The organism is Streptomyces sp. NPDC006487 (assembly GCF_042870555.1).
GTDB lineage: Bacteria > Actinomycetota > Actinomycetes > Streptomycetales > Streptomycetaceae > Streptomyces.
Genome location: NZ_JBIAHN010000014.1, coordinates 270,120 through 281,618 on the forward strand (window position 1 = coordinate 270,120; position 11,499 = coordinate 281,618).

Consider the following 11,499-nt stretch of genomic DNA (forward strand, 5'->3'; position numbering starts at 1 on the left):
GGCGGCGACAGCACTGCGCCACCCCTGTGGACAACCACGGAAAAGGGCAGGTCGCACCAGGTCAGCCCGGGTAGACCGGAGCCCGTCCGCCGGCCACCACCGTGCGCCACTGCGCCCCCGGCGGCAGCCACACGATGCCGTCCTCCAGCGACTCGGCGACCACCGGCGTCTTCTCGTCCTCGCTCGCGGCGACCGCCACCAGCCCGGTCGCCCCGGGCAGCCCGGCCCCGACCATCGAGCCGTCGGCCAGCATGTAGCGGGCCTGGACGACCATGCCGCTCTCCCGGCCCACCACCAGCAGCCGGCCCCGCGGCGCCCAGCTCATCGCCGCCACGTCCGCCAGTTGCGGGGCGGCCGGGCGCAGTTCGCGCACCGAGACCGCGGAGACGTCGCCCTTCGCGTCGGGCCGCTCGATCCGCCCGATGTACAGGTACTTGCGGCTCTCCCGCTGCACCAGCAGCGCGATCCGCACCCCGTCGGGGGAGGCCTTCAGCCCCGTGATCCGACCGCCGGCCAGCCCCGACACCTCGACCCGTTCGGGGGTCCCGGTGCCGCCGGGCAGCCGCCACAGCGTCGGGTTCTGCGGGTCGGTGTCCGCGACCCACAGGTCGCCGGCCGCGTCCCAGGTGGGGGTGGCGAGCCCGTCGGGCTTGGCCCCCTTGCCGGTCAGCAGTGCCGGCGGCATCGCTCCGGCGGTGGTCAGGTTGACCACGTGCAGCCCGTGCCCGTCCTCGGAGACGACCGCGGCACGCTTCTCGTCGTAGGACACGGCGGCGGAGCCCACCTTGAAGGCCGGGTTCCCGGCCAGCGGCCCGGGGGCCGGTGTCGGCGGGTCCTGCTGGTCCTCGCGGTTGGGGTCCAGGTTCAACCGCTGGAGCCGGCTCTCGGCGTCCACGTAGTACTGGTGGCCGGGCGAGGGCGGCCGGTTGGCGAGCACGGCCGCGGCCGCCTCGGACACCTGGCAGCGCGGGGTGCCGTCGGAGCGCAGGACGTCGACCCGGTCGACCCTGGAACCCGTCAGGTCCTTGACCGTGTAGAGGAGCTGGGTCGCCATCCGCTGGCACTGCGGCTCGTCGACGTCGTCCGCGTTCTTGTTCAGGGGCACGCGCAGCGTGTTCTGACCGTCGATCGCAAGGGACTTGGTGCCCTCGCGCAGTTCCGTACCGGTCGGGAAACTGGAAGTGACCACCGGACCGAGCCACTTGGAAGGGCCCGCCAGCAGCGAGGTGACGGTCTGGGTGGTGGGGTCCATCCGGGAATCCGGGTCGCTGCGCTGACGCACGTAGACGGGGTCGGCGACGAGCGTGGCCCCCGCGAAGTAGTACTTGTTGACCGGCCGGTAGATGCGCTGGAAGTCGGATTCGCTCAGGACCAGGCTGCTGGGCGGGGTCGCGATCCGCCACTGGTTGTCCTTCTGCGTGAGCTGGAGGAACTGCTCGTAGCGCCGGTCGCCGGTCTCCGGCTGGTACGCGCTGCGCTCGTCCACCGTGGCCAGCATCTTGCCCGCGATCTTGAACCGGGGGGCCGCCGGATCCTTCTCGCCCGGTAGGGAGAACCGGTCGAGGCCGGCGGACAGCACGGTGACCGCCGCTCCGGGCTTCCAGTTCTTCGCCGCTTCCTCGGTGAGGTACTTGCGGGCGGTCTGGAGCTGCGGGTCGTCGCTGGTCATGGCCTCCAGGAAGCCGTCGACGATCTCCTGCGGGCTGGCCTTGTCGGACGGCGGCACGCCGAAGACGCGGACCTGGGAGTCGACGCCCTGGGAGGCCTCCACGGGGCGGACCTCGCCGTGGTCGGGCATGGAGGCGCAGCCGGCGAGCAGAAGCCCGGCCGCACCGAAGGCGAGGGCCCTTACGGTGCCGAGGGCGTGCGGCGTGCGCCGGCGCGACCGGCCCGGCTCCGGCTCAGCGCCCATGCGGTCCACCCGCTCCGCCCGCTGCTCCCGCTCCACCGGTTCCGCCCGCTCCACCGCTTCCACCCTCTCGGTCGGTTGCTCCCGCCGTCCCGCCGGCCCGCGCGGCCGCCGCTCCGCCCCCGGAACCGTGTCCCTGCTCCGCCGGCCCCGGCCGGGTCACGACCCGCGCCCCGTTGCCCGGCAGCGCCGTCGGGTCGGCCGGTACCGGCACCGCACCCGCGACGGGGGACCTCGGCGGCATCGGCGACCGGTCGCCGCGCCCCGCCTGCTGTGCCTGCTGCGCCCGCTGGCCGGCGGCCGCGGTGCCCTCCGCGGCGGCCCTGGCCCGGTTGGCCCGGGAATCCTCGGGCTCCAGCGGGATCGGCGATCCGCGCAGCGGCTCGTCGGCGGTGCGCGGCAGCGTCAGGCGGAACTGCGAGCCGCCGCCGGGCTCGCCCCACGCCTGGAGCCAGCCTCCGTGCAGCCGGGCGTCCTCGACGGCGATGGACAGGCCGAGGCCCGTACCGCCGGTCGTGCGCGCCCGCGCCGGGTCCGCCCGCCAGAAGCGGTTGAAGACGCGGGTGGCCTCGCCGGGCTTGAGCCCCACTCCGTAGTCCCGTACGGCCACGGCGACGGCCCCGCCCGCCGAGGCGAGCCGGACCACCACGTCGCGGCCCTCGCCGTGCTCGACGGCGTTGACGACAAGGTTGCGCAGGACCCGCTCCACGCGCCGGACGTCAGCCTCGGCTATCACCGGCTGGGTGTCTCCGAGGACGCGGATCCGGGTGTTCTTGTGCTCGGCGAGCGGCTCGGCCGCGTCGATGACCCGGTGCACGACGTCCCGCAGGTCGATCGGCTCCGCTTCCAGAGCGGCGGCGCCCGCGTCGAACCGGCTGATCTCCAGCAGGTCGGCGAGGAGGGACTCGAAACGGTCGAGCTGTCCGGCGAGGAGCTCGGCGGAGCGCGCGGTGATGGGGTCGAAGTCGGCGCGGGCGTCGTGGATGACGTCCGCTGCCATCCGTACCGTCGTGAGCGGGGTGCGCAGCTCGTGGGAGACGTCCGAGACGAAGCGGCGCTGCAGCCGGGAGAGGTCCTCCAGCTGCTGGATCTTGTTCTGGAGGTTCTGGGCCATCTTGTTGAAGGCCTCGCCCAGACGGGCGATGTCGTCCTCGCCGGTGACCTTCATCCGCTCCTGGAGCCGACCCGCCGAGAGCCGCTCGGCGATCCCCGCGGCCATCCGGACGGGGGTGACGACCTGACGCACGACGAGCCAGGCGATCCCGCCGAGGAGCACGACGACGAAGAGCCCCGCGGTGGCGATGGTGACCTTGACCAGGTTGAGGGACTCCTCCTCCTGGGTGAGCGGGAAGAGGTAGTACAGGTCGTACGGCTCGCCGTTGATGTCGGTGAGCCGTTTGCCGATGACGAGCGCGGGCTCGGGCAGCTTGTCCCCGGCGTCGGTGTAGCGGATCTGCGAGAAGGTCTTGAAGGCGCCGGTCGCGTGGTTGACGTTGCGGCGCAGCCCCAGCGGGACGCTGGCCGTCGGGTCCACGTTGCCGGAGGCACGGGCTCCGCGGACGCCGCCGAGGGCTCCGCGGGCCGGCTGTTCCTCGCCGGTTCCGGTGCCGGCGCCCAGCGCCGCCACCTCGAAGGCGCTCTGCCCGCCACTGGCGAGCTGTTTGACCAGGGAGTTCATCCAGGTGCTGGCGTCCCGGCCGACCTTGTTGTCGGATGCGTCGGGCCCGTCCGCCGTATAGGGCGTGTTGGCCTTCTCCTGTGCGACCGCGAAGCCGCCCGCGGCCTGGCTCTGCGCGGCCTCCTCCTTGGCGTCGAGGAGGCCCTTGCTGACCTGTGCGATGACCACGAACCCGAGGGCGAGGACCACGGCGAGGGAGATCAGCAGGGTCGCGGCGACCACCCGGAGCTGGATGTTGCGCCGCCACAGCCGGACAGCCGGAAGCAGCGGCCGGCGCACGAGGCGTACGAACAGCCGCAGCACGGGGCCGCCGGGTGCTCCGACCGCGTCGAGACGGAGCTGCCGACCGCCCCGCAGCGCTCCCCAGCGGGAGCGGCCACGGGGCTTGCCGGGTGTCATGTCAGCTCGGTCCGGCCTTGTAGCCGACCCCGCGCACCGTCACGACGATCTCGGGGCGCTCCGGGTCCTTCTCGACCTTGGAGCGCAGCCGCTGGACGTGCACGTTCACCAGGCGGGTGTCGGCCGCGTGGCGGTAGCCCCAGACCTGCTCCAGCAGCACCTCGCGGGTGAAGACCTGCCAGGGCTTGCGGGCGAGCGCCACCAGCAGGTCGAACTCCAGCGGGGTCAGGGCGATCGAGGCGCCCTCCCGCTTGACCGAGTGCCCGGCCACGTCGATGACCAGGTCACCGATGGTCAGCTGCTCGGGCGCGGGCTCCTCCGAACGGCGCAGGCGGGCCCGGATGCGGGCCACCAGCTCCTTCGGCTTGAACGGCTTGACGATGTAGTCGTCGGCCCCGGACTCCAGGCCCACGACCACGTCAACGGTGTCGCTCTTGGCGGTGAGCATGACGATCGGTACGCCCGACTCGGCGCGGATCAGTCTGCACACCTCTATGCCGTCCCTACCGGGCAGCATGAGGTCGAGCAGCACGAGATCCGGCTTCGCCTCCCGGAAGGCAGCCAGTGCCTTGTCGCCGTCCGCTACGAACGACGGCTCAAAACCTTCTCCACGCAGCACAATGCCGAGCATCTCGGCCAGCGCGGTGTCGTCGTCGACGACAAGGACGCGTCCCTTCATGGTTGACATCATCCCATTAGCTAATCGTTACCCGGCGGTGAGCTGTCCCACAGCCAAAGGGGCTGGAAATAGTCCCTCGGACCTGCGTGGAGATCAGGGCGCCCAGTGTGCCCCGGATCCGCGCGCCATACGAAGGCGCGAACGGACCGGGATCCAGAGGACGGCTGGCCCGTTGGGGACGGCTGGTCCGTTTGAGGTTGTCACATGGCACGATGGCAGCCGGACCAAGCGCCCCGCACCCCCGCAGTGCACGTGAAGGAGCGACGATGAACGACTCTCCGGGCTGGGCTACGCCCGGATCCTCCCCGTCCGACGGTGAGGGCTCCCACGGTACGCAGCCACCCGCGGGCGGAGCCGGCGATTCCAAGTGGTCCGCCGAGCAGCCGCCCCCCGGCCAGTGGTCGAGCCCGACCCCGGGCCAGACCCCGCCGAACCCGCAGCAGCAGCCGCCCGCGGCTCCGCAGCCGGGCGCGGGCTGGGGTTCGTACGGCGCCGGCCCCCAGAACGGCGGCCAGGGCGGCGGCCAGGGCGGCTGGGGCCCGCACACCCAGGCGGCGAAGCCCGGCGTGATCCCGCTGCGGCCGCTCGGCCTGGGCGAGATCCTCGACGGTGCCGTCAGCACCATGCGCAAGCACTGGCGCACGGTGCTGCCGATCACCCTGGTCGTGGCCGTCCTCGTGCAGCTCGTCAGCGTGTTCGTGCAGAAGTACACGCTCGACGAATTCACGGTGACCCAGTCGAGCACCGCACCCCTGGACGAGCAGCTCGACGCCCTCGGCTCCATGGTGGGACTGATGGCGGCGGATCAGTTCATCCTGCTCATCGGCACCATCGTCGCCACCGCGATGCTCACCATGATCTACAGCCGTGCCATCCTCGGCCACGGCTCCTCCGTCGGCGCCGCCTGGCGCGAGGCCCGCCCCCAGCTCGCACGGCTGTTCGGCCTGACCCTCCTCCTGGGGATCGGCGCGTCGCTCCTCTTCGCCGTGCTGGTCCTGCCCGGCGCCCTCGCCGGCCAGGCCGGCCTCGCCGTCCTCGGCGGTTTCGTCGCCCTGGGCCTGATCCTCTGGCTCTGGATCAGGTTCTCCCTGGCCTCTCCCGCCCTGATGCTGGAGAAGGCGACGGTGCGCAAGGCCCTCGTCCGCTCCTCGAAGCTGGTCAAGGGCTCCTGGTGGCGGATCTTCGGCATCACGGTCCTCACGGCCGTCATCACGTTCCTCGTTTCGGGCGTCATCGTCTTCCCCCTCACCGTCGTCGGCGGCCTGCTCTTCGGCGGCGGCCTCGAGGGCATGGTCGACGGCTCCGGCACCACGAGCTGGGGATACCTGATCACGACGGCCATCGGCGGGATCATCGCGCTGGCGGTCACCGTGCCGATCCAGGCCGGCGTCACCGTCCTGCTCTACGTCGACCAGCGCATCCGACGCGAGGCCCTCGACCTGGAGCTCGCGCGGGCGGCGGGCATCGAGAACTACGGCACCACCACGCCGCCGACCGGAGGCTGACGCGGGAATGAGGAGCACGGGGGGCCTGCTCACCCACACGGCACCACCCACACCCCAGATCACCATCGGCCGTGAGGCAGCCCGCGAGGCGGCCCGCCGCGAGCTGTCCAAGCCCGCGTACCACCAGAACGACCCCGGTCTGCTCCAAAGGGCCCTGAACCGCTTCTGGGAGTGGGTCGGGGACCTCTTCGACCGCGCCTCCGGCGCGACCCCGGGCGGCACGCTGGGCCTGCTGGCCATCGCCCTGTTCGCGCTCCTGCTCGTCGCAGCCCTGTGGTGGCGCCTGGGCGCCCCGGGCCGCACCGCCGCCCGCGCCCCGGGCACCCTCTTCGACGACGGCGTCCGCAGTGCGGCGGACCACCGCGCCGCCGCCGGGGCACTGGCCGGCGAGGGCCGCTGGAGCGAAGCCGTCCAGGAGCGCATGCGGGCCGTCGTCCGCTCCCTGGAGGAGCGCACCCTCCTCGACCCCCGCCCCGGCCGCACCGCCGACGAGGCCGCGGCCGAGGCCGCCGTCACCCTCCCGTCCCACGCCACGGCCCTGCGCGCGGCGGCCCGCACCTTCGACGACGTCACCTACGGCGCCCACCCGGCCACCCCCGAGATGTACGCCACCCTCACCACCCTGGACCAGGCCCTGTCCCGCACGAAGCCCCTCCTGACAGGCCCCACACCATGACCGACACCAACCCGGACCCAAACGCCCCCCGCACGGACGCGTCCACCAGCCCGGGCGACGCAGCCCCGGACGCCGGCCACCCCACCGGAAACGCAACGCCGGGCACGGACGCAGCCCCCGCGGCGCAGCCACCCACTGCGGGCGCAGCCGACGGCAGGGGCCACCCCACCGGGGGCGCCGCCTCCCGGACCCCCGTCCAGGCCGGAGCGACCCCGCCGGGTGCGGCCGACGCCACGGGCCATCCCGCCCCGGGCGCAGCCCCCCTGCCACCCGCCCACGCCGCAGCGACCGGCACGCCCGGCCCCGCCGGAGCCCCCGCCACGGCGTCCGGCGACCCCGCCACCCCTCCCCGTACGACCGCCGGAGGCCCCCGCCCCCGGGACGTCTGGACCCGCGCCCGCGGGTTCCTCGTCGCGCTCGCGGTGCTCCTCGCCGCCGGGCTGGCCCTCGCCGCCCTGAACTCCGGTGCCCGGCACGGCTACCTCGACCCCCGCTCCGCCGACCCCTACGGCAGTCGGGCCGTGGCCGAGCTGCTCAGGGACCGCGGGGTCACCGTCCGGGTCGTCACCACCGCCGAGCAGGCCGCCGACGCCGCCGGCCCCGGCACGACCCTGCTGGTCACCGACCCCGACCGGCTCGGGGAGACCCAGCTCCGCGACATCCGTTCCGCGATCGACCTCTCCGGCGGCCGGACCGTCCTGCTCGCGCCGAGCGGCCCCCTCAGCCTCCCCGCCCTCGCCCCCGGCACCCGCACCCACGGCGACGGCTCCCCCGCCCCGGACACGAACCTCGACCCGGGCACCGCCTGCACCCTCCCCGCCGCCACCACCGCGGGCCGCGCCGCGACCGGCGGCGGCCTGCGCTACACGACCGGCACCCCCGGAGCCACCGGCTGCTACCCCAGCGCAGGCCACCCGACCCTCCTCGTCCTGCCCACCGGCACCCACGGCGGCGACACCGTCCTCCTCGGCTCCGAGGGCATCCTCCTCAACAAGAGCCTCGCCAAGGAGGGCAACGCCTCCCTCGCACTCCAGCTCCTCGGCTCCCGCCCGAACCTCGTCTGGTACCTGCCGTCCCTGGCCGACGGCAACTCCGACGACGGCGAAGGCACCGGCGAGGAGCGGAGCTTCCTCGACCTGATCCCCGCCGGCTGGAGCTGGGCCCTGCTCCAGCTCTTCCTCGCCGCCGCCGTCGCCGCGCTCTGGCGCGCCCGCCGCCTCGGCCCGCTCGTCACCGAACGCCTGCCCGTCCTCGTCCGCGCCTCCGAGGCCACCGAGGGCCGCGCCCGCCTGTACCGCAAGGCCGGCGCCCGCGACCGCGCCGCCACCGTGCTGCGCGCCGCCGCCCGCGAACGCCTGGCCGCGCTGGTCGGCGTACCGGCCTCCCAGGCCCACGACCCCGCCTCCCTGGTCCCCGCCGTCGCAGCCCGCCTCACCGCCGGACGGCCCCCGCAGGACCCGGACACGCTGCTCTTCGGCACCGCCCCCACCACCGACGCGGCGCTCATCGCGCTCGCCGACCACCTCGACGCCCTCGAAAGGGAGGTCCGCACCTCATGACGGCCACCACGGACAGCGCCCGCTCCGCCCTGGAGGCGCTCCGCACCGAGATCGGAAAGGCCGTGGTCGGCCAGGACTCCGCCGTCACCGGTCTCGTCGTCGCCCTCCTCTGCCGCGGCCACGTCCTCCTCGAAGGCGTCCCCGGCGTCGCGAAGACCCTCCTCGTACGGGCACTGGCCGCCTCCCTCGAACTCGACACCAAGCGCGTCCAGTTCACCCCCGACCTGATGCCGAGCGACGTCACCGGCTCCCTCGTCTACGACGCCCGCACCGCGGAGTTCTCCTTCCAGAACGGCCCGGTCTTCACCAACCTGCTGCTCGCCGACGAGATCAACCGCACGCCCCCCAAGACCCAGTCCTCCCTCCTCGAAGCCATGGAGGAGCGCCAGGTCACCGTCGACGGCACCCCCCGCAAGCTCCCGGAGCCGTTCCTCGTCGCCGCCACCATGAACCCGGTCGAGTACGAGGGCACGTACCCCCTGCCCGAGGCCCAGCTCGACCGCTTCCTCCTGAAGCTCACCGTGCCCCTGCCCTCCCGCGAGGACGAGATCGGCGTACTGACCCGCCACGCGGCCGGCTTCAACCCCCGCGACCTGCACTCCGCCGGCATCCGCCCGGTGGCCGGCCCCGCCGAGCTCGACGCCGCCCGCAAAGCCGTCGAAGCCACCGCCGTCTCCCCGGAGATCACCGGGTACGTCGTCGACATCTGCCGCGCCACCCGCGACTCCCCCTCCCTCACCCTCGGCGTCTCCCCGCGCGGCGCGACCGCGCTGCTGGCCACGGCCCGTGCCTGGGCCTGGCTCGTGGGCCGCGACTACGTCACCCCCGACGACGTGAAGGCCCTCGCCCTGCCGACCCTGCGCCACCGCGTCCAACTGCGCCCCGAGGCCGAGATGGAGGGCGTCACGGCCGACGCGGTCATCACCGCGATCCTCACCCACGTCCCCGTCCCGCGCTGATGGCGTTCACCGGACGCGCCGCCCTGCTCGCGGCCCTCGGCAGCATCCCCGTCGGCATCCTCGGACCGAGCTGGGCGGGGATGCTCGCGGTCAACGCCCCCATCGCCCTGGCCTGCGCCGTCGACTACGCCCTCGCGGCCCCGGTCCGCACGCTCCAACTGGCCCGCTCCGGCGACACGTCGGTACGCCTCGGCGAAGCCGCCGACGTCCACCTCACGATCACGAACCCCTCCCCGCGCACGCTCCGCGCCCGGATCCGCGACGCCTGGCCCCCGAGCAGTTGGCTTCCGGGAACGGAAGTCACCGGCTCACGGCACGCGTTGACGGTTCCCTCCGGCGAACGCCGCCGCCTGACCACCCGCCTGCGCCCCACCCGCCGCGGCGACCGCCAGGCGGTCCGCGTCACGATCCGCTCGTACGGCCCGCTCGGTCTGCTGGCCCGCCAGGGCCACCACACCGTCCCCTGGACGGTCCGCGTCCTGCCGCCCTTCGCGAGCCGCAAGCACCTCCCCTCCCGCCTCGCGCGCCTGCGCGAACTCGACGGCCGCACCAGCGTTCTGACCCGCGGTGAGGGCACGGAGTTCGACAGCCTGCGCGACTACGTACCCGGCGACGACACGCGTTCCATCGACTGGCGGGCCACCGCCCGCCAGAACAAGGTCGCCGTCCGCACCTGGCGCCCGGAACGCGACCGCCACATCCTGATCTGCCTGGACACCGGCCGCACCGCGGCCGGCCGCGTCGGCGACGCCCCGCGTCTCGACTCGGCGATGGACGCGGCCCTGCTCCTCACCGCCCTGGCCACCCGCGCGGGCGACCGCGTGGACCTCCTGGCCCACGACCGCCGCCCCCGCGCCCAGGTCCAGGCCCGCAGCGCGGCGGACACCCTCCCCGCCTTCGTGAACGCGATGGCCACCCTCGAACCGGAACTGGTCGAAACCGACTCCCGCACCCTGGTCTCCACCATCCTGCGCAGCGCCCCGCGCCGCTCCCTGGTGGTCCTCCTGACCAGCCTGGACGCCGCCCCCGTCGAAGAGGGCCTGCTCCCGGTCCTCCCCCGCCTCACCCAGCGCCACACGGTCCTGCTGGCCTCGGTCTCGGACCCCCACGTCGCGGAGATGACGAAGTCCCGCGGCACGGTGGAGGCCGTCTACGAGGCCGCCGCGGGCACCCAGTCCCAGGCCGCCCGCCGCCGCACGGCCGAACAGCTCACTCGCCACGGCGTCCACGTGGTCGACGCCACCCCGGACACCCTGGCCCCGGCCCTGGCCGACGCCTACCTGGCCCTCAAAGCCGCAGGCCGCCTCTGACCCGGCCGTCTCTGACCCCGGCCGTCTCTCCACGGGGACGTGCCCGTCCCGGTCTGGATACGCTGGGCGCGGCACCCACCAGGAGGACATCATGGCCGACCTCACCCCGGAGCAGATGCGCCGCATGCACGACTTCGCGGAGCAGCTCTCGGAGCTGGCCGAGCACCAGGAAGACCAGTGGAAGGTGCAGACGACCGAAGGCCAGATCTCCCTCACCTTGATGAGCCCCACGGCTCCCCACGGGCTGACCGTGGTGCGGCTACGCCGTCAGATCGAGGCCCAGACGCCCGAGGTCATGGTCCTCAACGACACGAACATGGGCGATCCGGTGACAGGCTTGACCAAGGTCCCCGACCTCATGGTCATCGCCGAGGAAGACACCGACGACACGGCGAAGGTGGTCAACTCGCGCGATGTCCTCATGGTGGTGGAGGTCGTCTCCCGTACGAATTCCCTCACCGACATCCGCGACAAGCTTCACGACTACCCGAAGATGGGGGTCCCGCTCTACGTCGTGGTGGATCCCCGCAAGGACAAGAAGACCGCCACGGTGCACAGCGACCCCTCGGAAGGACCTGACGGCATCCGCTACCGCAAGACGGTTCCCCACTCCTTCGGGGACACCGTCGCCGCCGGCCGCTGGACGCTCGACACGAGCAGCCTCAGGAGCTACCCCGCCGACTGGTAGGAGGCCGGCCCCGGCCGAATCCGCAGGGGGCCGGGGCCGAAAGGCCTGTAAACGCAGAAAAGCCCCGTACCGGTTACCCGGTACGGGGCTTTTCTCAAAAATTGTTCGGCGGCGTCCTACTCTCCCACAGGGTCCCC

9 protein-coding genes are annotated in these 11,499 nt (G+C 73.5%); 6 read left to right on the forward strand and 3 right to left on the reverse strand.

Annotation, left to right across the window (positions count from 1 at the left end):
- Window positions 1-61: 61 nt before the first annotated feature.
- From ACFYM0_RS25860 to mtrA, 3 genes are read right to left on the reverse strand one after another with little or no spacing between them, the layout of a single operon-like run.
- On the reverse strand, window positions 62-1,966 hold the full coding sequence (locus ACFYM0_RS25860) for an LpqB family beta-propeller domain-containing protein (protein WP_388505398.1): 1,905 nt from the start codon (window positions 1,964-1,966) through the stop codon (window positions 62-64).
- The gene (mtrB, locus tag ACFYM0_RS25865) at window positions 1,902-3,986 is read right to left on the reverse strand and encodes an MtrAB system histidine kinase MtrB (RefSeq protein ID WP_388505401.1); all 2,085 of its coding nucleotides are present in this window, start codon (window positions 3,984-3,986) and stop codon (window positions 1,902-1,904) included. Before mtrB ends, ACFYM0_RS25860 begins: the two co-directional genes overlap by 65 nt.
- Window position 3,987: 1 nt before the next feature.
- Window positions 3,988-4,677, reverse strand: a complete 690-nt coding sequence (gene mtrA / locus ACFYM0_RS25870) for a two-component system response regulator MtrA (RefSeq protein ID WP_274552971.1) — start codon at window positions 4,675-4,677, stop codon at window positions 3,988-3,990.
- A 254-nt stretch (window positions 4,678-4,931) separates the two neighbouring features.
- On the opposite strand from mtrA, the gene ACFYM0_RS25875 reads away from it, so the two are divergent.
- The 6 genes from ACFYM0_RS25875 (at window position 4,932) to ACFYM0_RS25900 (ending at window position 11,362) form a co-directional block, all read left to right on the forward strand.
- Complete coding sequence (locus tag ACFYM0_RS25875; protein ID WP_388505404.1) at window positions 4,932-6,170, forward strand: glycerophosphoryl diester phosphodiesterase membrane domain-containing protein; 1,239 nt, start codon at window positions 4,932-4,934, stop codon at window positions 6,168-6,170.
- 7 nt (window positions 6,171-6,177) lie between these two features.
- Complete coding sequence (locus ACFYM0_RS25880; protein WP_388505406.1) at window positions 6,178-6,846, forward strand: DUF4129 domain-containing protein; 669 nt, start codon at window positions 6,178-6,180, stop codon at window positions 6,844-6,846.
- 263 nt (window positions 6,847-7,109) lie between these two features.
- Window positions 7,110-8,405 carry a DUF4350 domain-containing protein gene (locus tag ACFYM0_RS25885; RefSeq protein WP_388505451.1) on the forward strand — a complete coding sequence of 432 codons (1,296 nt, stop codon included), beginning with the start codon at window positions 7,110-7,112 and terminating at the stop codon, window positions 8,403-8,405.
- The gene (locus ACFYM0_RS25890) at window positions 8,402-9,364 is read left to right on the forward strand and encodes an AAA family ATPase (protein WP_388505409.1); all 963 of its coding nucleotides are present in this window, start codon (window positions 8,402-8,404) and stop codon (window positions 9,362-9,364) included. The genes ACFYM0_RS25885 and ACFYM0_RS25890 overlap by 4 nt, the downstream gene beginning before the upstream one ends.
- A complete protein-coding gene (locus tag ACFYM0_RS25895) occupies window positions 9,364-10,674 on the forward strand; it encodes a DUF58 domain-containing protein (protein ID WP_388505412.1) in 1,311 nt (436 codons plus the stop codon). Before ACFYM0_RS25890 ends, ACFYM0_RS25895 begins: the two co-directional genes overlap by 1 nt.
- Window positions 10,675-10,765: 91 nt before the next feature.
- Window positions 10,766-11,362 carry a Uma2 family endonuclease gene (locus ACFYM0_RS25900; RefSeq protein ID WP_388505414.1) on the forward strand — a complete coding sequence of 199 codons (597 nt, stop codon included), beginning with the start codon at window positions 10,766-10,768 and terminating at the stop codon, window positions 11,360-11,362.
- The last annotated feature ends 137 nt before the right edge of the window (window positions 11,363-11,499 follow it).